The organism is Thalassotalea sp. SU-HH00458 (genome assembly GCF_040362795.1).
Taxonomy (GTDB): domain Bacteria; phylum Pseudomonadota; class Gammaproteobacteria; order Enterobacterales; family Alteromonadaceae; genus Thalassotalea_H; species Thalassotalea_H castellviae.
In genome coordinates this window covers 362762-385745 of record NZ_BAABWW010000004.1, presented here as the reverse complement: position 1 = coordinate 385745, position 22984 = coordinate 362762, and the positions used below count along the sequence as shown (strand labels likewise).

The 22984-nt window shown below is 37.7% G+C and carries 18 protein-coding genes; 6 read left to right on the top strand and 12 right to left on the bottom strand.

The features are described 5' to 3' along the window. Positions 1-35 precede the first annotated feature (35 nt). Positions 36-458: a hypothetical protein gene (locus ABXH06_RS08630; RefSeq protein ID WP_353517965.1), complete on the top strand. Its 423-nt coding sequence runs from the start codon at positions 36-38 to the stop codon at positions 456-458. A gap of 118 nt (positions 459-576) precedes the next feature. After that, positions 577-1269, top strand: a complete 693-nt coding sequence (locus tag ABXH06_RS08625) for a cytochrome b/b6 domain-containing protein (RefSeq protein WP_353517964.1) — start codon at positions 577-579, stop codon at positions 1267-1269. Between the two features lie 82 nt (positions 1270-1351). Here the strand turns inward: ABXH06_RS08625 and ABXH06_RS08620 are convergent, their stop codons facing one another. The 4 genes from ABXH06_RS08620 to ABXH06_RS08605 all read right to left on the bottom strand — a co-directional run bounded on the left by ABXH06_RS08620 (position 1352) and on the right by ABXH06_RS08605 (position 6017). Further along, on the bottom strand, positions 1352-1822 hold the full coding sequence (locus tag ABXH06_RS08620; protein ID WP_353517963.1) for a c-type cytochrome: 471 nt from the start codon (positions 1820-1822) through the stop codon (positions 1352-1354). A 287-nt stretch (positions 1823-2109) separates the two neighbouring features. After that, positions 2110-3381: a sensor histidine kinase gene (locus ABXH06_RS08615; protein ID WP_353517962.1), complete on the bottom strand. Its 1272-nt coding sequence runs from the start codon at positions 3379-3381 to the stop codon at positions 2110-2112. Continuing rightward, positions 3368-4714 (bottom strand): sigma-54-dependent transcriptional regulator, encoded by a 1347-nt coding sequence (locus ABXH06_RS08610; RefSeq protein ID WP_353517961.1) that lies wholly within the window; start codon positions 4712-4714, stop codon positions 3368-3370. The genes ABXH06_RS08615 and ABXH06_RS08610 overlap by 14 nt, the downstream gene beginning before the upstream one ends. A gap of 118 nt (positions 4715-4832) precedes the next feature. Continuing rightward, positions 4833-6017: a BaiN/RdsA family NAD(P)/FAD-dependent oxidoreductase gene (locus tag ABXH06_RS08605; protein ID WP_353517995.1), complete on the bottom strand. Its 1185-nt coding sequence runs from the start codon at positions 6015-6017 to the stop codon at positions 4833-4835. Positions 6018-6255: 238 nt separating this feature from the next. On the opposite strand from ABXH06_RS08605, the gene ABXH06_RS08600 reads away from it, so the two are divergent. Both ABXH06_RS08600 and ABXH06_RS08595 read left to right on the top strand, forming a co-directional pair. Continuing rightward, a complete protein-coding gene (locus ABXH06_RS08600; protein WP_353517960.1) occupies positions 6256-7770 on the top strand; it encodes a hypothetical protein in 1515 nt (504 codons plus the stop codon). A 27-nt stretch (positions 7771-7797) separates the two neighbouring features. Continuing rightward, positions 7798-8136: a winged helix-turn-helix domain-containing protein gene (locus ABXH06_RS08595; RefSeq protein WP_353517959.1), complete on the top strand. Its 339-nt coding sequence runs from the start codon at positions 7798-7800 to the stop codon at positions 8134-8136. A gap of 54 nt (positions 8137-8190) precedes the next feature. Here ABXH06_RS08595 and ftnA read toward each other — a convergent pair whose 3' ends face one another. From ftnA to ABXH06_RS08575, 4 genes are all read right to left on the bottom strand, one after another. Beyond that, positions 8191-8718 carry a non-heme ferritin gene (gene ftnA / locus ABXH06_RS08590; protein WP_311580957.1) on the bottom strand — a complete coding sequence of 176 codons (528 nt, stop codon included), beginning with the start codon at positions 8716-8718 and terminating at the stop codon, positions 8191-8193. Between the two features lie 145 nt (positions 8719-8863). Beyond that, entirely contained in the window at positions 8864-9337 is a 474-nt protein-coding gene (locus ABXH06_RS08585; RefSeq protein WP_353517958.1) for a peroxiredoxin, read from the bottom strand. A 356-nt stretch (positions 9338-9693) separates the two neighbouring features. Continuing rightward, positions 9694-11637, bottom strand: coding sequence for a methyl-accepting chemotaxis protein (locus ABXH06_RS08580; protein ID WP_353517957.1), 1944 nt, complete (start codon positions 11635-11637; stop codon positions 9694-9696). Positions 11638-11742: 105 nt separating this feature from the next. Then, entirely contained in the window at positions 11743-12534 is a 792-nt protein-coding gene (locus ABXH06_RS08575) for a class I SAM-dependent methyltransferase (protein WP_503012489.1), read from the bottom strand. 330 nt (positions 12535-12864) lie between these two features. Between ABXH06_RS08575 and ABXH06_RS08570 the strand changes: the two genes are divergently transcribed. Beyond that, positions 12865-15162, top strand: a complete 2298-nt coding sequence (locus ABXH06_RS08570; RefSeq protein ID WP_353517955.1) for an extracellular catalytic domain type 1 short-chain-length polyhydroxyalkanoate depolymerase — start codon at positions 12865-12867, stop codon at positions 15160-15162. 101 nt (positions 15163-15263) lie between these two features. On the opposite strand, the gene ABXH06_RS08565 is transcribed toward ABXH06_RS08570, so the two are convergent. From ABXH06_RS08565 to prlC, 3 genes are all read right to left on the bottom strand, one after another. Then, positions 15264-15965, bottom strand: coding sequence for a DNA-3-methyladenine glycosylase I (locus ABXH06_RS08565; RefSeq protein ID WP_311580943.1), 702 nt, complete (start codon positions 15963-15965; stop codon positions 15264-15266). A gap of 71 nt (positions 15966-16036) precedes the next feature. Further along, entirely contained in the window at positions 16037-17197 is a 1161-nt protein-coding gene (locus ABXH06_RS08560; protein ID WP_353517954.1) for a GGDEF domain-containing protein, read from the bottom strand. Between the two features lie 140 nt (positions 17198-17337). Next, positions 17338-19383 carry an oligopeptidase A gene (gene prlC / locus ABXH06_RS08555; protein ID WP_353517953.1) on the bottom strand — a complete coding sequence of 682 codons (2046 nt, stop codon included), beginning with the start codon at positions 19381-19383 and terminating at the stop codon, positions 17338-17340. Positions 19384-19672: 289 nt separating this feature from the next. On the opposite strand from prlC, the gene gorA reads away from it, so the two are divergent. Next, on the top strand, positions 19673-21025 hold the full coding sequence (gorA, locus tag ABXH06_RS08550) for a glutathione-disulfide reductase (protein ID WP_353517952.1): 1353 nt from the start codon (positions 19673-19675) through the stop codon (positions 21023-21025). 129 nt (positions 21026-21154) lie between these two features. Here the strand turns inward: gorA and ABXH06_RS08545 are convergent, their stop codons facing one another. Continuing rightward, positions 21155-22891 (bottom strand): alpha-amylase family glycosyl hydrolase, encoded by a 1737-nt coding sequence (locus ABXH06_RS08545; RefSeq protein ID WP_353517951.1) that lies wholly within the window; start codon positions 22889-22891, stop codon positions 21155-21157. Positions 22892-22984: the final 93 nt, after the last annotated feature.

Here is a 22984-nt window from a genome sequence, read left to right as displayed (position 1 = left end):
TATCATCGAAAATAATAATAATTAAGGTATTAACCTTGTACACACCTGAACAAATAGCACACTTAACCGCTGAACTCAGACATTCACTCGGGGATAATATCCCTTGGCAATACGAAGAAAAGTTAGCGATGATGCTCAGTGAATTCGCGCAAAATAAATCCGATGTTGTTTTAGCTAAATTAAGAAATACATTAACGGATGAATGGCACAGCAAAACCGTTAAAAAAATGCCTAAAGAATTAAAAACGCAATTAGGTAACTTAGCTAAACTGAGTAAAAATCAAAAAATTCTTGCTTTACCCGCACAAGAATCTTGCCCTGCCATCGTTGCATTATGGTGGCCTTGGGATCATGGTGGCACTTTTTCATTGCGGTTAAAAGTGTTAGAACAGAGTTATGATAATAGTATCAAACCCGCGACAGGTTTATTGTCATGGTGCAAGAATTTATTTAGTTAATAGCATTTTCAATTAATATTAATAGTTATAGCGTGAAAAATTAACCACTTATCGAAAACCGCTATAAAATCCCTTTATTAAAGCATAAAGTTTGTGGGTAACTTTTTGGATGGTGATAATGGCTAAACAACAACTTGTATGGGATTTACCCGTCAGAATTTTTCACTGGTGTTTTGTAGGCGTGCTTCTTGCACTTTGGTACACATCAGATCAAGATAGTGGTTTGATTGAGCTTCATATTAAACTTGGCTACACCGCGTTAGGGTTAACCCTTTTTAGAATATTGTGGGGCTTTGTTGGCACTACTCACGCTAAATTTGTTAATTTTATTCCACGGCCTCATCAGCTAAAAATTTATTTTCAACAACTAAGAGCTGGCAAAGTTAAAAGCTATATTGGTCACAACCCTTTGGGTAGCCTTATGGTAATTTTTATCTTAATAGCAGTGCTACTACAAGCTACAAGCGGATTATTTATAAGCGATGATATATTTTCTGCGGGCCCATACAATGGTGTGTTAAGTGCAGAATTTGAAAAGTTACTTAAAATGGTTCACACCAATGGATTTAATATAATAGCGACATTGTCTGTGATTCATATTTTTGCGGTTTTTTACTATTTAATCATCAAAAAACAAAATTTGATAAAACCTATGTTTACCGGAAAAAAATTACTTGATAATGGCGATAGCAAATATGGCATTAAGCATTCAAAATTAATTAAAGCTATCATCGTAGCGCTAGGGGTTGTTTTGTTTGTTTACTGGTTAGTTGTTATTAATGCACCAGTCATTGAAGAGTATTATTATTGATTCGTCAGTTTGATTAAGCTTAGTGTACTTATTGTTAATTGATATCGCCGAGGCGAAAAATGCCTCAGCGATTTACGGTTAACTAATCTTTTTTAAATACATCGTGACATCCGCCACATGTTTTACCTACGCCACCAATGGCTTTTTTAATTGCGCCTTCGTCGCCTGTTTTTACTACCGCCATTAAATGTGCCGACGATTTATTCAAGTCTGCAATCTTTTCAACAAATAAATCTCTTTCTTGCCACACTTTATTTAATGCCTCTGTTTTTACTTCAAACTTTGAAGTGTTGGTACTAGTGTAATCAGCAATCATGAAAGAAAGTTGATTAATTCTTAAGGCGTGTTTTTCAATCGCTTTGACATCAAACGGCATTTTACCTTTTGCCATGCCACCTAGTGGTCCCATATTACTCCCCATCAATGCGAAGATTGACTGGCGTAATTCGGTGGCTTTCTTAGCATGTTTTTCTGATTTTGCAGGTTCTGCGGTTGCAATTGTCGTCGATAAAATTAAAGCACAAGCGAGCGATGTTTTCTTTATCAAATTCATGGTTTTTCCTTAAGTATAATCCTAGTTAGTAATAGCTTTACAATAATTAAAGTAAATTGAAAATTAAATGTAATTGGCATTATTTAATGGCTTAATCATCGCATTTTCTCTTTATAAAAGGCAACAATACTTACGCTTTTATCGATAAATTCGATTAAAACAATAAAAATAATAGCTTTGCTTTTTTTGCGGTAAGTTACTTTAAAACAACAGCTTATGAGTTTTGATTGTTTATTGGTTTCAATATCGAACCAAAATATCCCATTTTCGAACTGGTGATTTTTTAGTTAATTGTCGGCAGAAGTCAGCGGTATAATGATCATAATCGTTACCCCTTTTACTTCATTATTATGAAGTTCAATGACACCTTGATGATGCTCAATTACATTTTTACAAAAGTTTAAACCTATGCCTTGACCGTCAAATTTTGTAGAGTAATAAGGGATAAATAAATTATCTAAATGGTCAAATCCGTGTCCATCATCAATCACTTCAATAAGTAAATGTTGTTCGTGATTCGACATAATAATTTGGACATTTTTAGCTTCAGCTTCTTGAGCATTTTCGAGTAAATCGATAAACACTTGCTCGAATAAAGCGAGATCAACCCAGATAGTTTTAACCGCAATATCGAACGTCAAAGATAATGCGTGAAAGGTGTTTTTAAGCGAATCAGCAAGCTCAGCAACAGAAATATTTTGTCTGTTAATCTCTATATCTTTATTAAGTAAAGAGTATCTGTCTATGAAATTATGCAAATGTTGGCACCTTTCTGTGATGGTTTGCAACATTTGTCTATCACTGTTAAGTAAAGATTGATCCGCTAAAGTTTCTGACATAGATGATATCGGCGATAATGAATTTTTGATTTCTTGACTTAATACAGGAATAATTTTTTGCCAAGCAATTAATTGTCCTTCTCGTTGCGGGGTCGTGTTATCTAAAAACAGTAATAATTGATGTACTTGGCCTTGTTCTTGAATTTGGCTGTGTTTTATCTGCCAACGATGAATACCAAGACGGTAATGCCAATTCGTACCATCAAAGCTCAGCCCTAATTGCTCTGCAGAAGCATGTAAGTAACTGTGCCATGGTTTTTCAAATAAAGAAGTACAGGCGTCGTTGGCAAAGCTGAGTTTTTGCATTTGATTAAAAAGTAAAATGGGAACATCAAGCTGATTAATTAGTTGATAAACACGTAAAACTTGTTGGTCATAGTTTAATTTGTTTTTGAGTAAATGATCGCTTAATTGATTCAATTGTTGGTGGAAAGCTTTGACTTTGCCTTGTGAAAAAGAAGGTTTGGCGAATTGATTATAATCTTCTTGCTTTATCGCATCTATATGCAATTCTGCTCTGGTAAAAGTGCGCATCACGCGAAATTTAATAACTGCAATGGACCAAAATATAAAGAGTGAAAGGGCAAAAAGTGACACAATTATCCATTGCCAGTGAATACCTGCTTGCCATTGATATAAAGCGAGTAAAATTAAACTGGGAGATGCCAGGATAAGGAGCTTTATCGATAAGAATTTTTCTAACGAATTAATTTTTAGCAAGATCGTATTTCTCAACTCTGCGGTACATTGAAGATTTAGTTAACCCTAACAATTTTGCTGCTTGCGGGATATTGTTGTCAGTTTGTAAAAGTGCTTTTTGAATTAACGTGATTTCTGCACCTCGTAACGTCATTATTGGCAGCTCAATTTTAGGATTACTTGCGCTTAATCTTAGATCTTCGCAATCAAGCGCTTGGTTGTTATTTAATAATACCGCTCTTTCTATAAGTTGGCTCAATTCTCGAATATTACCAGGCCAATGATATTCTTGTAACGCCTGTTGAGCGCCTTGGGTTAATTGACAATAATCTCGTTGATACTTTTGACTGTACATTGCAATAAAATATTGCGTCAAAGGAATAATATCCTGAATTCTTTCATGAAGGGCAGGTACGGTGAGATGGGTTGTATTTAATTGCTTATAAAGCTCTTGATTAAATTGGTTATTTTTAATGAGTTGTTTTAAATCAACGCTAGTGGTACTTATTATTCGGCAATTTAAACGTTCGGTATTGCTAGAACTTAGCTTTTTAAAGGTACCGTTTGTTAATACCTGCAACAATTTAGTTTGTTGATTATTAGAGGCTCTGTCGATGTTTTGGAATAATAAGGTTCCTTTATCAGCTAAAGCTAAATAGCCAAATTGGTCTGTGTTTGTATCATTACAGCTAGCGTTAAACTGTCCAAACATTTCAACATCAAAACGAGGATCAGTAATAGACTGCATATTTACTGATACAAAAGGCTGATATGTTTGTGAAGTTTGTTGCTGGATGAATCGGGCTAATGTATTTTTACCTGTGCCATGGGCACCAGCTAATAAAATATTAGTGTCAGTAGCTGCAATGGTTTTTATCTTGTCAAATAATTGCAACATACAAGCTGAACGCCATGAATAATGCTCGGTGATGTGTGCGTTTGATTGTTGTTTAATTTTGTTATTTTCTGTTTGTAAACTAGCTAAAGTAAGCTGCTGTTCTACCTTATGTATTAGATGTTTATTGCGCCAGGGTTTGTCAATAAAGTCGGTTGCACCTAGCTTCATTGCCTCTGTAACTAGTTTGAGATTATTCCATGGGGTCATGGCAATAACAGGAACAGAGAACTGGTTATTTTTTAGCCAAGCTAAAAATCGTAAGCCTTCTTCTCCCGAAGTAGAATCCAAACGGAAATTCATATCTAAGATAATTAAAGCAATAGTTGTTTTTTGTAGTTTCTGTTGCGCAACTTGAGGATTTTCGGCTTCTATAACTTGATACTGATGTGCTTCAAGTAAAATGGATAAGCTCATCCGAATATCTGCACGATCATCGACAACTAAAATATGGGTCATAAAGCTAAAATACCTTCGGATTTTACAACACGATTAACTAAAAAATCACAACTTGTACACTAGGTGATCCGTAGTGAAACATCAATAACCCCGTTATTAACAAGCAAAAAACCTTTCACTAAACCGCTTGTCCACACGCTACTCCTTGTGCCCAACAGGCTTGGAAATTATAGCCACCTAACCAGCCGGTTACGTCGATCACTTCACCAATAAAATATAGGTTAGCGACTTTTTTACATTCAAAGGTTTTAGAAGATAGCTCGTCAGTATCAACACCACCTAGGGTGACCTCTGCCGTGCGATAACCTTCTGTACCATTAGGTTTGATTTGCCACTGGTGTAGATATTCTGCCAATTGATAAACATCATCTTTGCTTAATTGATTGACAGCCTTATCAATAATTTCTGCATGACTGACCATAGCTTCAATAAAGCGTTTCGGCAAAATTGTACTTAACATATTTTTGAGGGATTTTTGTGAGTTTTGCTCCCGCCATTCTGTTATAAGGTCTTGAATAGGTGAATCGGGTAATAAATTAATGGTCACCGCTTGTCCTGCTTGCCAAAATGAAGAAATTTGTAAAATGGCTGGGCCAGATAATCCGCGATGGGTAAATAATATATTTTCTTTAAATTCAGTGCCGCATTTGCTGGTAATTTTTGTTGGGATGCTGATACCAGATAAGCCGTCAAAGCGTTGTTTATCGTGATCATGTAAGGTAAATGGCACTAAGGCTGCGGTTGTTGGTAGCACATTTAAACCAAATTGTTTAGCAATATTGAAACCAATAGGTGTTGCACCCAATTTCGGCATTGTTAAACCACCTGAGGCGATAACTAACGATTTACATTGATAAGTATTTTCGGTGGTTTGCACGTGAAAGGATTCATCTTGCTTGCTAACTGAAAGCACTTCGTTACGCATTATTACATCAACGCCAGCCCATTCACATTCCGTCATTAATACATCGACAATGTTTTGCGCGCTATCATCACAAAATAATTGCCCTAAAGTTTTATGGTGATATTCAACGCCGTGTCGTTCTACTAACTCAATAAAGTCTTGTGAAGAATAACGACTTAAGGCCGATTTAATAAAATGTGGATTTTTACATAGGTAGTTTTCGGGTTGTGCATTTTCATTGGTAAAATTGCAACGTCCACCGCCGCTAATCAATATTTTTCGGCCAGGTTTTTTCCCCATATCTACGACGACGACAGACTTACCTCTATATCCGGCTGTGGCAGCGCACATTAATCCCGCCGCGCCCGCACCAATAATTAACGTATCTATTTGTTGCACATCTAACCTTAACTGTTTATTTCTCGGCATTATAGAAGTTTTACGGACGATGAACCAGAGGAGAAATAACTAGGCTGAACCGTTGCATTTCGCCAATTTATGTAAGGTTAAGTAAAGTTCTGCCAATCTACGCAAAGAAAACTAAAGAAGTGCAAAGGTTATGTAAAGATAAGAACTTATTACTTTGATATGCCTCTATTGCTCCATCGTAAATTTATTAATAATAGATAGGTAGTATATGAAAGTAAGATTTGGATCAGGCCAGCAAAAGTTTTTAAAAGGTTGGCTAGCGGCGCTGGTTGTTTTGGGGGTATCGGCGTGTAACTCGAGCGATAGTGATGATGATAGTAATCAAGGCTATATTAAATTCTACAATGCTTCTAAAAATGCGCCTGATATTTATCTCACTATTGATGAAGACCTTGATACTAGTGAAGATGATGAAACGGAAATAACTTTCTCAAGTGTGGGTTATGCTGCTGCATTAGGAACTTATGAAATTGACATCAATGATTACTTCTTTGAGTTAGCTTGGCAAGATGGCGATAGTTCCGTGCGTAGTGAACTGGAAATGATCTATCAAAGTGAACTCTCCATTGAGAAAGATTCTTTAAAGTTAGTGGTGCTTAATGATGATGTTACCGCTCCTGATGTTGTTGTTTATGACATTCCTGTTATTGATGAAGAAGATGATGATACGTATTCGTTATTTAATTTTAATGTGCTCAATGTAAGTACTAATAACAATGCCATAGATGTTTATGTTTCTGAGTCGGATGAAACATTTAATGAAGCGCAATTATTAGGAAGCTATCAAAATAAAGAGATTTCAGACAACCATAAATTTGACCAAGGCAGCTATATTTTTTACATCACTTATTCTGGTAGTGATGAAGTGATCTATCAATCAGATGCTGTCGATTATTACTACTCTGCCCAATATATAATGGTGATACGAGAGAATACTGGTGTAGGCTCTTCTCCTTTTATTTTGGATAAAGTGTCTAATTCTACTCAAGTTGAATACATCGATTATAACGCTGAAGCGCGTTTTCGTATTTATAACGCGATTCAAATGAACGATTTATTACCCGATTACCAAGGCGAGGTTACGGTTTATGTCAATGATATTGATGATTCGCCAGAAATAGAGCAGTTAACTTTTGGACAATTGAGTGAACCGTTAAACGTTGAAAGTGGTGATTATAGCTTGTCTTTATTAGCCAGTGATAACGACATCACATTAGTGAGTCATCATTTACTTTCATTATCAGAAAATGCCAATAAAACAGTGTTCTTTTATGCCGACGAAGAAAACGTCGACGAAGACGGAGATGGCAATGTTGATGAAGACGGTGACGGTGTTGTTGATGAAAAAGAAGTGACTATTCATTCATTAGTGATTGATAGTAGTGACAATACCAGTATTTATGGTCATGAAATCACTGCGGTGAACTTAGCCGATAACGAAGACTTTAATTTAGTAAATATCTACTTTGTCAGAAGTGATGAAACCATTGATAGTGCTTACTATAATCGTTCTTTTGGTTATGCAGAGCATGAAACCTTGTATTTAACGAACAATACATATCAAGTGTATGTTGTGGCGAAAGAAAATAGCAGCAACATCATTTTAGATTCCTTTGAATTAGTACTCGATGAAGAGTCAACGGATCAGTTTATCGTCATAGAAAACGATTTAACTTCCGGCACTGGTTATAAAGCAAATATGTTTAGTCGCAGTTCAGACTAACTGTTAACTGTAGCGCTAGAGAGTCATATGAGCTTACAACGTCATAAAGGAAAGCAACAAGTTACGGTGATGGGGAGCCTTTCAATATGTAAAGGCTCTCGACAAGTAAAGGTCGACAAGCAAGAAGTTAATTTAACGAGTTTAGAGTTTAACTTATTGTATTTATTAATGAAGCACTCCCCAGAACTGCTGCCAAGGGCAAGCATTATTAAGCAGCTATTTCATGGGGCTGAACATAAACAACAGGTTATAAATATACATATTTCTAATCTGCGAAAAAAGTTGCAACATTATTCGAGCGGCCTGAGTATTCAAGCTATGCGTGGGCAAGGATATTATCTGGTCGTAGAAAAATCACCCTTGTAAAAGCAACAAGGCTTCAAATGAGAAGCCTTGTTTTTTATGAGCAGAAAATAAGCTTTATTCTGGTGGATTTGACATAATACTGGTTGGTGATGTTTTCGCCATTTCAGCTAAGTCTTTATCGACAAAAAATAATGCATGACCATCATGGCCAACCAAATTAATTTTATCCAAGACGCTTTTAAATAACGTTTCTTCTTCATGCTGCTCAGCTACATACCATTGCAAGAAGTTGAAAGTAGAATAATCTTGGTTAGTAAATGCCTGATGAGCCAAGGTATTGATTTGTTCAGTTATTTCACATTCATGTTGATAGGTTTTTTCAAAAACATCCGCTAATGATTCATATTCATGTGGGGGAGCATCAATTGCGCCTAAAATAGGTAATGCCCCAGTTTCACTGACGTAGGTAAATAAACGTGTCATATGATCCATTTCTTCTAGCGCATGTTTACGCATAAATTCAGCAGCACCCTCAAAACCTTGTTCTTCACACCAAGCGCTCATTTGTAAGTATAAATTCGACGAATAAAACTCTAAATTTATTTGCTGGTTTAATTGTTTGACCATTTCAGGTTTTAGCATGGTTTTTCCTATTAAATTTTTCGTGCGATAACGCAGTGAATATCTGAGAATTTTGCCTTAGCTAGCCTTTGATTTCAAGAGGATTTGAAAAAATCCTAATAAAAACAATGTATTACTAATGCTAATTGTTTTCGTTTCGATTCCATTAAAGTGAATTTAAAATCACTTCAGCTTTGCTCACTTCAAATTCTTTCGGTTTTTCAACATGTAAGCTTGTGACAGTGCCATTATTAATAATCATGGCGTAACGTTGAGAACGAAAACCACCGAAACCTGCTGTTTCCATGCCTAAACCTAATGCTTTGGTATAACTGCCATCGCCGTCAGCAAGCATCATAATATTTTCTGCATTTTGTGCCTCTCCCCACGCATTCATTACAAACGCATCGTTTACCGATAAACAAATTATCGCATCCACACCTTTTGCTGAAAGCTCATCAGCTGACACAACATAACCTGGTAGGTGAGCAGCAGAACAAGTGGGGGTAAACGCACCTGGGACGGCAAAAAGGACGACTTTTTTGTTAGCGAATAACTCATCAGTATTGTGACAAACCATATTGCCGCCTGATAATTGTTGTAATTCACCGGTTGGCATTTTCATATTTTCTTGAATCATTATTTTACCTTAAGATGGATGTGATAGGGGTAACTTGACGGCTTTACATAAAAAGCCTTTATCATGTGCACTGCGCGCACAATCTTTACAAATATATCGCGGCTTGTCGACAATATGTGCGAGCTCGTGCAAACCTTTCTCGATGTCTTTTTTCTTCCATTTGCACAAAGATTTAGCCATAAACTAATCTCCAATAAAACCTAAGGTTAATTTTAGGATATTGGGAGAGTTCGCGCACGATTTTGTTGAGAAAAGATGTAAAAACTGAGGTGAATTTTTCTCGATCTTGGTTTTAAAATAAGAGAATAGCTTAGCAACAAGCGAATAATTACAGATTGCTTGTTGCTAAATTGACGCTATTTAGTGACTAAATGTAAGGTTTGATTGATGTCTCTAACCTGTTCGCCGACATCTTTTGAAATATGAGTGGCTAATTCGCGTGACTGATCTACTTCAGTCGTCACACTGTTCATGGCCTGTTCAAAGTCAGAAAAATGTAAGCGTTGCTGATTAATTTGTTCTAACGTACTTTCAGCGACATTAGCCGAGGTTATCGCTTGCTCAACTACGTTTACCGCGTTGCCTTTTAATAATTCGGCAATTTCTTTTTGTTTATTTGAGGCGCTTTCAATGCCGTAAATATTATCGGCGAGCGCTGAACTTGCTTGATTAAGCTGTTCTAGTCGTTGGCTAACTTGCTTTAACGAGTCTTGAGTTTTGCCAGCGAGTTGTCTTACTTCATCAGCCACCACGGAAAATCCACGTCCGTGTTCACCTGCTCTAGCTGCTTCAATGGCGGCGTTCAAAGCAAGTAAATTTGTTTGATCAGCTATTGAGCTGATCACATCGACAATAGTACCAACACTTTCAACGGAAGAGCTTAAAGACTCAATTGATGTTTTCCCTGCTGTTGCAGCTGAGTTGGTTTCTTCACTGGCATTTAGTACTTCATTGACTTGATTTTGACTATCATTCATCGCCATTTGTGTCGCTTTTGCACTATCAACTACTTGTTGAGAAAGCGTATTAACGTTTTCGGTAACATTCGAAAGTGCTTGCATAATATCGCCAACTTCTAGCAAGTGCTCACTCGTTGTTGACGATGAATCAAGAATGTTGCGTGCTTGGCTTTCCATTGTTTTCATGGCATTCGACACTAGGTTTAGTTGATTCGCTTTTTGCTTATCTTCTTCGGCAAGTTTTGACACCATTTGATTAAAGCTATGTGATATTTCGCCAAGTTCTGTTTTAGGTGAAATACCTGTGATGTTATCGACTCGACCTTCACTGACTAGCGTCACAAAACTATCGCGTAATTTTCGAAGTGGGTTCAAAATAACACTGCGCATCAACCAATAATTAGCGGCTAAAAATAAAATTAAAAACGTTAATAAACCGACCACTACATTGGTAAGTGATTTGTTTATTTTAGCTTGTTCTTGTGTAACGGTAATTTCACCTGAAACAATGATATTTTCTAATTCATCAACTTGAGCCGCTAATCGTTGTAAGCCTTTTTTACGCTGTTCTTGCAAAGATAATGTATTGTCTAACTCACTTTGATAGCGACTAACCAATGACTTTAGTTCGTCTAACGCTTCAACACTTAAATCTTCCAGATCGTCTTCATCTGCAAAAAAGTCATCTTCGTCTTCATCTGTTTCAGGGAATACTTCAAGTTCGGGAAATGCGGAAATTGTATCTACTAATGTTCGCAGATCATTTAAGGCAATTGCGACCGATTGGTTATTCAGCTGACTATCATTAAACATTTTTTCTCGACTATTCACTAAGTCATAAAGCGTTTTAGATATTTCATTGGTAAGTTTTAAGTAAGCTGGTTTTTGTTGAGGATCCAGCGCATTAGATTGAACAGCATATTTTGCCAGGCTAGCAGTGATTGCTGCCATGGCTTGTTCACCATTGCGAATAAGCGCTAAAGGGTCTCCACTTAATTTTCCTAATGCACGATATTTCGTTGAAATATCTGTTTTAAGTAGCGTTGCTTGAGCGCTAATCTCTTCAGTGAGGGTTTTAATGCCCAAATTCTTGGTGATAGCGATCATTTCGTCAAGTTGTGCTTCGGTATCATTGAGTAGGCTTGCATCGCCGTTTTGTAGGTATTTATTGATAGTACGATTAAACTTAATAGTCGTATGAGATTTCAGTGTTTGATAACCGCTATATTGAATTTGACTCTTGGTTAATGATTCACCAACTTGATACATAGTGGCTAAAAATATGATGGCAAAAATACTGATAGCTATAACTGATAACTTAGAAAAACTTGAAACCCGCAAAATAATTTACTCGACAGACGATTGAGGCTAAAGTTTATGTGGGTTTTGTGAAGGTTTTACGACAGCTTTATGACACTTTTATGACAACGATGTTCGTTGTCATGTTTAAGTCATCGCTTTTGGTATTGCCTGATTTACATAAACATCAAAGCGATTTTTTTTCATTTTAATACTGGTTGATGGCGCTTTATTGTTTAGTGGCTCCGCATATGAAGGGCGTTTCACCACCACTCGATATTTAGCGAGTTTAAGGGCTGGTATTAATAAGTTATCAGCGTCTAAATCTTCGCCAACTAATGCCTGAAACACGCGCATTTCTTTTTTTACGGCAGCGGATTTTTCGCGGTGCGGGTACATAGGATCTAAATAAATAACATCTGGAGCGTTTGCTAGTGTCATATCATCGATAGAAGAGGCATAAATCAAGCTCATACGATCTACAATATCGGCTACTTCTTGATGTATTTTTGCTCGTGCTAGACCATTTTCAAGTAATGCCGCCACAATTGGCATGCGTTCCATCATAGTGACTTGGCAGCCAAGTGAGGCGAGTACAAAAGAATCTCTTCCTAAGCCTGCCGTTGCATCTAAAACATGGGGCGTAAAACCGTGTTTCAAGCCGATAGCTTTTGCAATATCTTGGCCTCTGCCACCACCAAATTTCCGTCGATGTGCAACAGGACCTTCGACAAAATCTACTTTTATTGCACCTAGCTTAGGCTCATCTAGCTTAATGAGTTCTACTTGTTGAAAATGGACCTGCAGTAAAAATAGTAAATTTGACTCTTTATTGACAGAAGCAACATCACCTATGTATTGGAGTTGCCATTGTTGAGCGACTTTTTTTGCTAAATCGATATCGGTTTTGTCTATATAACCCACCGCTATTTGTGTCATGTCGTACTTACTCATAGAAATATTAGATTCCTCGTCAGCTCATCATCATGGCTAAATGTGATGAATATGAGAGTAATTGTAAAACAATTAAAGCGAATAAAATATCTCTACTACTTTAGCGGGTGACAAAATTGGCAAGTAAGTCATTTAACTATGTTAAACAAACCTGCGATATCTCTGTTATACCCTGCCGTTATTGCGTATTAAATAAGCCGCAGTACTAAAGTACTACTTCATTTTATTACTAAGTTGTCTAGTGTTACCTCAGTTCAAAAAATAAACAATAGGGATGAATTTTTAGGGAAAGTTTATAAAATAAGGTAAAGAAAAATGAACGTTAGAAAACATTATTACATCAAACAAATACAAAGCGTATTCGCTATTTTATTAAGTTTTTTTTGTTTTGTACAAGCGTCCGTCGCGGGATCTTGGCAACAAAACGTAAATATTGGGGGATTCAACACAGTACACATTTACACACCCGACTCTCTGTCACCTGTTGGGGATGGTAAGTCATTGTTAATTGTTCTACATGGCTGTGTACAACCCATTAATAATTACTTAACAGCACAATTGGAAAGTGCGGCTGAATCTTATGGCATGGTTGTCGCTATTCCAGATGCCATGAATAAAGCGGGTTATAGTTGTTGGTCTTATTGGCAAGGCGCCGTATCAAGAACATCTGGGGATTATAAAAACTTGATAAATCTCGCCAATACCATGAGTGGTGATGCAACTCGTAATATTGATGCACAACAAGTGTATATCGCTGGCCTTTCATCTGGCGCCGCCATGTCTGCTCAAACGGCTTGTTTAGCACCCGATGTTTTTGCCGGTGTAGCTCCGAGTGCAGGCCCAACAATAGGTACAAGTTCTAATGGAGCAATATCAACCTGTGAGACAGTATCGCCTAATACTTTTAAATCACGTTGTGAAGGCTATGCGGGATCGGCGGCAAGTCATTTAAATACACAAATTGCGGTAATTGGACATGGTACCGCTGATACAACGGTAAATACTTGTTATAACCAGCAAAATGCTAATGGCTTTGCCGCTGTTTATGGCGAAACACAACTGGCTGGGACAACAAATATCAGTGAAGGTGCCGGTCATACGGCTTCTGAAAGCTTGTGGACGAATAATCGAATATCAATGTTATGGTTTGATAACTTAGATCATTCATGGTCTGGCGGGGTAGGAGCTTCAGGAGATTATATTGCATCAACGAGTATTAATTTTGCTACGTATTTAGGAAATTTTTTTGCGCAAAACAATCAACGAGTCAATAGAAATAAGGCTCCTGTAATCGCAGGCCATACTGCGGTAGACAATAACAGTCAGCTTGATATTTCTGGAGTAGCAACCGATGAAGACGGGAGTGTCAGCAATATCAAAGTAGACATTAGCGTTATCGAATCAGGCAACATGACTTGGCTTTCAAGCATCAATGGTTCAGTTAATACGAATGATGAATATAACTTTTTATCAGGTGTTTTCGCTGATGGTTTATACCAAGTAGCGGCAACGGCAACAGATAATGAAGGTAAACCCAGTGATATTGCTAAGGTTACAACACGTATTGGCCCTGAGCCACCAGCAACAGCGCCAACATTATCGAATATTAATGTGATTACTGCGGGTCAGTGTGCAACGGTGTCTGGCAATGTCTTTGATGAAAATCAAAACTTAGCGAGTGTTGGGGTCAGTTTCAGTAATGGTACGGTAACAGCACAACTTAATGGAAATGAATATTTAGCCGAAAGTTGTGGTTTATCTGGGGGGAATCAAACGGCGACTGTAACAGCAACTGATACCACATCATTATCTAGTACCGACAATGCGCAATTTACTATCGATGCAGGAGTTGAGGGGGATTATAACTTACATATTAACCAAGGCCATATTACTTGGGGAGTAGGATATTCTGCGTGTTATACGGCATTTGGTAGCTCAGATTTTGTGATGCGTGAATATGCTGCAGGTACCAATCAATGTCAGTGGATTGCCGATGGAGAACCAAGTTGTGCTGGACCTCAACAGGCATGTTCTATTGTTGAGCCAACCGATAGTGACAATGATGGCGTTGCTGATAATATTGATAATTGCCCCGCAGTTGCTAATGCGGATCAAGCGGATAATGACAATGACGGTATAGGCAATGTGTGCGATAGCACGCCAAATGGAGAGCCAACCGATAGTGACAATGATGGCGTTGCTGATAATGTTGATAATTGCCCCGCAGTTGCTAATGCGGATCAAGCGGATAATGACAATGATGGTATAGGCAATGTGTGCGATAGCACGCCAAATGGAGAGCCAACCGATAGTGACAATGATGGCGTTGCTGATAATGTCGATAATTGCCCCGCAGTTGCTAATGCGGATCAAGCGGATAATGACAATGATGGCATAGGCAATGTGTGTGATAGCACGCCAAATGGTAATTTTAGCTGCAATGAAACGACATCAAGTAACTATGCTCATGTTCAAGCTAATAGAGCAACGACTAATGGCTCTTATGTTTTTGCCATTGGCTCAGGCACGAATTTAGGCTTATATAACGTTTATTATACGTCTACTTTAGCGGAAACAAGTGCGAATTACTTTGAAGAAGGAACTTGTCCATAACCCAATGATTCGCGTTTAGTGATAGAATTATTTTTATACAGTAAGGGAACATGAGTAAAGCCAAGTTTTAGATAATGCGCTTTGCTCATGTTTTTTAGTGACTACTCTACCTGAACATTATTGTCGCCCGTTGCAAAGGCGATTAATCGGCTCAACTGACTCAGGGATAAATCAGATTCTTGCTGCCATTGATTAAAACATTGTTGAATAGTGGCGAGGCTTGACTTTGTTTGGATACCGCCACTGATTAAATCATGTGCGCGGAAATAGGCTTCCACATCTCGAGAAAGTATAAAAGTATCTTTTCCTAATGCGCGCAGTGCATACGGACCGGTATTTCCACCTAAACGTTGACCATGTTTTTTAAGGTATGCCCATAAGCCAATGATATCTTCTGTTGGCCAATCGGCAATAAAGGCAGAGAAGCTTGGTTGCGAATTTTCATCACTATTTTGTTGCTCAAATATCATTTGCGCGTTGGCTTTTATTGTTTTTACTTTATTAAAATTTCGAATGATTTTAGGGTCGGCCGCTTTTCTTTCGAGCATTTCTTCCGGCATCATCAATATTTTTTCAATATCGAAATTAAAAAAACTTTCTTCAAAATTGGGCCATTTATTTTCAACAACTCGCCAGACAAAACCACTTTGGAATATTTTTTTGGTGAACGCGGATAAAAGGCGATCATCCGTTAACTGTTTTAACCGCTGGTCATGATTACCTTCACCGAGTAATAACGTTAATGCTTGTTCGCCGCCTTTACGCTGACAAGCGCGCTGATAAATTTTTTGCCATGATTCCATGAAATACTCTTATTATTGTTTTTTATTGAATGTCTTATTGATTGTTTTATTGTGTAGTTTAACGATGAATTTTAGCGACTATACGCGATCACTTTATTACGGCCACTTCTTTTTGCTTCATATAAAGCGATATCAGCATGATTAATATTATCGTCAATACTTTTCGTAGTATCTACTTGCACGACACCAAAGCTGGCGGATATTTGAATATTCTTGCCACCAATATCGATGTTTTCTTCATTGATTGCCTTCCTCAATCTTTCTGCGGTAAGCAACGCTTTGTCAATATCGTTGTAGGGTAATAAAATAATAAATTCTTCACCACCAATCCGGATCAAGATATCTTCAGTGCGCAAAGATGATTCAATAACATGAGAAAAACTGACTAACACTTTATCGCCAGCAGAGTGACCATAACTGTCATTGATCTTTTTAAAACTATCGATGTCGCATAAAATGACCGAAAGAGGTTCTTGACGACGTTTTGCCAATGAATACATTTTTTCTGCAACATCGGTGAGGTAATTTCTATTTTTTGCCCCCGTTAATTTATCCGTGATAATTTCTTTTCTTAATTTGCCAACTAGCGAGTAGATAATACTTAAGGCAAATCCAAAAAATAGAATACAAATAAAACTCAACAGTGCCGTAAAATATAAGGAAAGCGGCACATGTTTTTCATCAGAGAAAAATAAAGCATAAAAAACAACATAAACGACAAAAATAAGTAAAGTGAGTAATAACGAACCATATAAAATACGGTCACCCACCCGATGCATTTTAAATTGTTGATTACATTTTCTAAGGGTTAATGCATACGGAATGAAGATATTCATTAAAACCAAAGCTGACCTTAAATAGCCAGCATTGAGATATATTTGTGCTAAGTATATTAAGCCAATAAAAAATACGCTATGAATGGTACACGCTAGATAATGTCGCAACGTTATTTCACAATCGTAACGAGTATATATAGCGAACATTAATAAATATGAAATCAATAAAATAAATAAATTAGTTACTATTGCAGAGGCGATAGGCAAATATTCAAAGCGCAATAAAATGGCTTCGAAGGCGGCAATGGTAAATAACAACAACAACCTAAAATAAAAAGTTGAGCGGGCTTTGTTCTGATTTTCAGGCGTAGGAAGAAAATAGGTAAAGGCATATAGCACAATACACACAATTGAAAGTGCAGAAAAATATGACATGCTGATTAGATATTCTTGCAATGCTCACTTCCAGGGTGCTGATTGGTTTAATTTAATTAATTAACCTTATTATATCCTATATAGAATTTTTTTGAGAATGGCCGTTAGATAAAACCCGTCTAAATGAGATGGGTTTTATCTAAATCTCATGGTGGTAAAGCTTAACCATTTATTCCGCAATGACGTAATAGTGCGTCTATTTGAGGCGCACGCCCTCTAAACGCTTTAAATAACTCACTGGGTTCTTGCGAACCGCCTTTTTCAAGAATGTTTTCTAAAAAGTCTTGTCCTACGGCGCGACTAAAAATTCCTTCTTCTTCAAAGCGGCTAAAGGCATCAGCAGATAACACTTCTGCCCATTTGTAGCTATAATAGCCAGCGGCATAACCGCCACCAAAGATATGACTAAAACTATGTTGAAAGCGATTAAAGTCAGTGGCGGTGATCACGGCATATTTATCACGTACTTTGTTTAATATTTCTTGGATGTACTCGCTGTTGTTATTATTGGGGTTATATTCGGCATGCATGGTAAAATCAAAAATACTGAACTCAAGCTGTCGAAGCATTTGCATTGCTGATTGATAATTTTTAGCCGCTAGCATTTTATCAAGCATTGCTTGAGGTAATGGCTCATTGGTTTCAAAATGTCCTGAAATAAAGGCGAGTGCTTCAGGCTGCCAACACCAGTTTTCCAAAAATTGGCTGGGTAATTCAACCGCGTCCCAAGGCACACCATCGATGCCCGAAACACCGCTGGCGTTTATTTGTGTAAGCATATGATGAATACCATGGCCAAATTCATGAAATAATGTAACCACCTCATCATGAGTAAATAATGCCGGTTTATCACCTACGGGTTTATTAAAATTACAGGTGAGGTAAGCAACAGGATATTGAATATCGCCATTGGCTAATGCTCGACGTCCTACACAATCATCCATCCAAGCACCGCCACGTTTTTTAGCACGTGCGTATAAATCTAGATAAAAACTGCCGCGCAGTTGCTGACTTTCATCAAAGACTTCATAAAATTTGACATCTTTATGCCAAGTATCAATACCTGATTTTTCTTGAATGGTTAAGCCAAACAAGCGATGTACCACTTCAAATAACCCTGAGACGACTTTGTTTTCTGGAAAGTAAGGGCGTAATTCTTCATCTGAAATCGCATAACGGTTTTGTTTCAATTTTTCACTGTAATAAGGCAGATCCCAAGCTTGCAGCTCTGTTTGGCCAAATTGAGCTTGTGCAAATGCTTTCACTTCATCAAGGTCTTGTTGTCCTTGTTTTTTTGATTTTTCAGCTAAGTTTTCTAAAAATCCCAACACTTCATCGGTTGAGGTTGCCATTTTGGTGGCAATCGACTTTTCTGCAAAATTATTAAAGCCAAGCAATTGAGATAATTCATGACGTAGCGCCAATAATTCATTCATAATTTCACTGTTATCAAATTCACCGGCATTTGGCCCTTGATCAGAAGCGCGTGTTACATAGCCACGATAGAGTTTTTCTCGCAGTTCGGCATTATCACAATACATCATGACGGGAAGATAGCTTGGAATGTCTAAGGTAAATAACCAGCCTTGTTTTTCTTGTTCTGCTGCTAAGGCCGCCGCCGCTTCTTTGGCGCTATCTGGTAAACCAGCAAGTTCTGCTTCATCGGTAATATTTACACTATAAGCGTGTGTTGCATCTAAAAGGTTATTGCCAAAAGTTGAGCTGAGCTCTGATAAGCGAGTCACAATTTCGCCGTATCGTTTTTTGTCTTCATCGTTAAGGGCAATGCCTGATAATTTAAAATCACGTAAGGCATTATCAATAACTTTTTTCTGGGCAGTCTCTAATGTTTTATATTCTTGGCTATTTGCAAGGCTTTGATAAGCTTCGAACAGGCCCTGATGTTGACCAACAAAGGTGCCGTATTCAGATAACAAAGGTAAACAAGACTCATATGCTTCACGTAATTCATCACTATTTACCACAGAATTCATATGAGAAACCGGCGACCATAGTTTGCCTAACACATCATCCACTTCATCAATAGGTGTGACTAAATTATCCCAGGTGAATGATGCTTGAGTTAAAACATCTTCAATGGTTTTTTTGCAATCAGAAATCGCTTTTTCGACGGCTGGTTTGACGTGCTCAGGTTTAATTAAAGAAAATGCGGGTAGTTTATCTTGCGCTAAAAGTGGGTTGCTCATGGTTATCTACATTTTTGAATATCTTAATTATAGATGTAAGTGCATTTGTTTAGATATTCAAGAGAAGAAACAAAAGTAATCAGCTCGTTTAATAATTTTTTCCGATAGGCCAGCAAAAGGCGTGAAAATTTAGTAAAAGAATAATGCGTTAAGGCATGCCTTATTGTTAATATCATCGGATGAAGTCTTGCCAAGATAGATGATTTTCCCTTTTTCGTCATATTGATGAACTTGAATCTTATTTGATCGAGTCTTATATATTAAATGACACTTATTTAGGAACTTACACATGACACAACATTTTGATTTTCTCGCCATTGGGGCAGGTAGTGGTGGAATTGCCTCGGCAAACCGTGCTGCAAAGCTTGGTAAAAAAGCAGCCGTTATTGAAGCTAAACACATTGGTGGTACATGTGTAAATGTAGGGTGTGTACCGAAAAAGGCAATGTGGTATGCAGGGCAAATTGCCGATGCTTTACATTATGCTGCTGATTATGGTTTTCAAGCACCGTTACAAAATTTTGATTGGGCAAAACTTGTTAAAAATAGAGAAGCATACATCGAAAGAATTCATGCGGCTTATGCACGTGGCTTTGCCAGTAACGATGTTACTGTGATTAATGGTTTTGCCAAATTTATCAATAAAAACACCGTAGAGGTAAATGGCGAGCAAATCACTGCTGATCATATTGTTATTGCCACAGGCGGTCGCCCAAGTATTCCAAACATTAAAGGAGCTGAATTTGGTATTGATTCAGATGGTTTTTTTGCCTTAACCGAACAACCAAAAAGTGTTGCAGTAGTTGGTGCGGGTTATATTGCCGTTGAACTTGCCGGCGTGCTTCATGCCCTTGGTTCAGAAGCACATTTATTAGTACGTAAAGAAAAACCCTTGCGTGGTTTTGACGACATGCTCAGTGATACTTTGGTTGAGCAGATGGCAAAACATGGCCCGACGCTTCATAACCATAGTACGCCTAGCCACATTGAAAAACATGAAAACGGCGAACTTACTGTGCACCTTGAAAACGGTAAATCTGTGGGGCCGGTAGAGACATTAATTTGGGCGATTGGTCGTGAGCCAGCGACGGATAATATTAATGTGCAATCAACCGGCATCGAATTAGATGAACGAGGTTTTATTCCAACCGACAAATATCAAAATACCAATGTAAAAGGTATTTATGCGGTGGGTGACAACACAGGACGCGCACAATTAACCCCCGTTGCGGTGGCGGCTGGGCGCAGATTATGTGAACGATTATTCAATGATAAACCTTATGAGTGTCTTGATTATTCAAATATTGCAACCGTAGTCTTTAGTCATCCGGTTATTGGCACGGTTGGTTTAACGGAAAAAGAAGCTATTGCTGAATATGGTGAAGAGCAAGTTAAAGTCTATAACTCACAATTTACCGCTTTATATCAAGCGATCACTGAAGATTATCGCGACCCTACGCGAATGAAATTAATCTGTATTGGTAAAGAAGAAAAAATTGTTGGTATTCATTCAATCGGTTTTGGCAGTGATGAATTGTTACAAGGATTTGCGGTTGCGATGAAAATGGGGGCGACGAAAGCTGACTTTGATAATACCGTCGCTATCCACCCAACTTCTGCCGAAGAGTTTGTTACCATGTAGGTCAGAGTTTTGAAAGGGATAACAACAAGGCTTTCATTGTTAGTTAAGTCGTGAGAATTGACTTGATATTACTTTATCCTTTTAGGGTAACACTTGGCTTAGTGTCACCCTTTTATTTTATAAGCGAAGTTACTTCAACAACGGCACTTGATGAAGCTTATTTTGTTGTGCAGTTAATTGTGCTTTCAGCTCCGGGTGATCGATAAGACTATTCAATAAGAGTACTTTTACCCCATGTCCTTTTACTCGGGTTTTGATAACAGGCTGGTTACTATTTACGTCAAATTGTTCGTTGCTTATTGCATCAACCCATAAACCATTACTCAACATTGATTGAATATTAAATACCGCGTCGTCATCCCCTTTGTTTAACAACACTAACGCGGTTTGGCTCTCTTCTTCGTTCTGATAGACACGATAAAAGCTAGCTTGATCACCGGAAAATTCGAGATTAATTTGTAAACCACGTTGCAAGGCAACTGACTGCTTTCTGATATGAGCAATACGGGTTAATTCATTGTGAATGATGTGTTTTTTGGCTTGTTCAATTCTTTGTTGACCTAAATAATTTCGATTGCCTTTGTGTTCTGGTAAACCGGTCATAAAGTTGATTTCAGAGCCATAATAAATTACCGGTATCCCGCGAGCGGTAAATAACCAATTATTGGCATCGATAAAACCTTCATCACTGGCATTCATTCTTGCCATATCGTGGTTATCGTAAAAGGTCATTAGTTCATACGGGTTTTGATAAACACCATCATCTAAATGTAAATAAGACAAAATATCTTTGAAATTGCTGTCTTGGTTTTCAAAGACGCTGGTAATCGCTGCTCTACCAGGAAAATCTAACACGCTAACGCCACCGTTTTCCGGTCGAGTATGCTCGGCGATAAACTCGGCATCGTAGGAATAACTTTCACCAAAAATAAAAATATCGGGGTGGTGTTGACGAATACGATCAAACAATTTTTTCCAAAAATGATGTGGCATTTCTTTTATCGTATCAACACGTAAGGCATGCGCGCCTTGTGCTAACCATTTAAGGTAGGCACCTTCAAAATAATCGAGTACGGCTTCATTATTTTCATTAATGTCTGAAAGTTGCGCTAAGCCTGTATGGGTATTAAAAAAGCTATGCAGCGGATTAGTAGGATCGAGTTTCTCGGGATGAATATTTTGATGATCGGCGATTAACGTGCCGTTTTGATCATAAATTTCGGCAAATTTTGGTTGATCTTCCACCATGCTATAAGAGGGAGAACCGTGATTTCCAACAATATCTAACACGAAATTAAGGTTATAATCTTCTTTAAGTTGCGAGGTAAGCTCAGCAAACGATAAATTTACAGAGGGTAAATGCTCATCCACTTCATAAAAGTTACTGCCCCAATAACCATGATAACCCGTTTTACCGCCGTCTTTGTAATAAGCACCAAATGTCACTTGCTCACCGCCACTAAATGCTTGATCGGGATTATCAAAAATAGGCGTCAGCCACACCGAAGTAAATCCCATATCTTGAATATACTTGGCATTATTAAGTACTCCTTGAAAATCGCCTCCTAGGTAGCCGACATTTGCTTCTTGTCCATCAGGGCCAATAAGTGGAATGTTAAAACTGGGGTATTTCCCACCTTGGTTTTCGTGATTGTTGCTTTTATCGCCATCAACAAAACGATCCGTTAATAAAAAATATACCGATTCAGCAGCGTATGGCTCTAATGTCCCATAAAACGTTGTGTTGGAATGATTTTCCAAGGTGGTGAGTTGTGCTGGTTGATCGAAAGACGATGCGCAGCCTAAAAAAGTCAAAGATAAAACGGTAGTGATTGCTGTGTAAGTAAATACGCGCGTTAATTTCATCGTTAGGTTATCCAATTTATAGCGGTTGGATAACATCCGTATTGGTCTCACAATTAATGTGAAACACTTAGGAATAAAAGCCAACAGAAATTT

What these genes read in the sequence shown, in the direction of transcription:
- ABXH06_RS08585 (WP_353517958.1), bottom strand. Translation starts at nt 9,337, where the DNA reads ATGATTCAAGAAAATATGAAAATGCCAACCGGTGAATTACAACAATTA.
- ABXH06_RS08620 (WP_353517963.1), bottom strand. Translation starts at nt 1,822, where the DNA reads ATGAATTTGATAAAGAAAACATCGCTCGCTTGTGCTTTAATTTTATCG.
- prlC (WP_353517953.1), bottom strand. Translation starts at nt 19,383, where the DNA reads ATGAGCAACCCACTTTTAGCGCAAGATAAACTACCCGCATTTTCTTTA.
- ABXH06_RS08570 (WP_353517955.1), top strand. Translation starts at nt 12,865, where the DNA reads ATGAACGTTAGAAAACATTATTACATCAAACAAATACAAAGCGTATTC.
- ABXH06_RS08545 (WP_353517951.1), bottom strand. Translation starts at nt 22,891, where the DNA reads ATGAAATTAACGCGCGTATTTACTTACACAGCAATCACTACCGTTTTA.
- ABXH06_RS08575 (WP_503012489.1), bottom strand. Translation starts at nt 12,534, where the DNA reads ATGACACAAATAGCGGTGGGTTATATAGACAAAACCGATATCGATTTA.
- ABXH06_RS08565 (WP_311580943.1), bottom strand. Translation starts at nt 15,965, where the DNA reads ATGGAATCATGGCAAAAAATTTATCAGCGCGCTTGTCAGCGTAAAGGC.
- ABXH06_RS08600 (WP_353517960.1), top strand. Translation starts at nt 6,256, where the DNA reads ATGAAAGTAAGATTTGGATCAGGCCAGCAAAAGTTTTTAAAAGGTTGG.
- ABXH06_RS08595 (WP_353517959.1), top strand. Translation starts at nt 7,798, where the DNA reads ATGAGCTTACAACGTCATAAAGGAAAGCAACAAGTTACGGTGATGGGG.
- ABXH06_RS08610 (WP_353517961.1), bottom strand. Translation starts at nt 4,714, where the DNA reads ATGACCCATATTTTAGTTGTCGATGATCGTGCAGATATTCGGATGAGC.
- ABXH06_RS08625 (WP_353517964.1), top strand. Translation starts at nt 577, where the DNA reads ATGGCTAAACAACAACTTGTATGGGATTTACCCGTCAGAATTTTTCAC.
- ftnA (WP_311580957.1), bottom strand. Translation starts at nt 8,718, where the DNA reads ATGCTAAAACCTGAAATGGTCAAACAATTAAACCAGCAAATAAATTTA.
- gorA (WP_353517952.1), top strand. Translation starts at nt 19,673, where the DNA reads ATGACACAACATTTTGATTTTCTCGCCATTGGGGCAGGTAGTGGTGGA.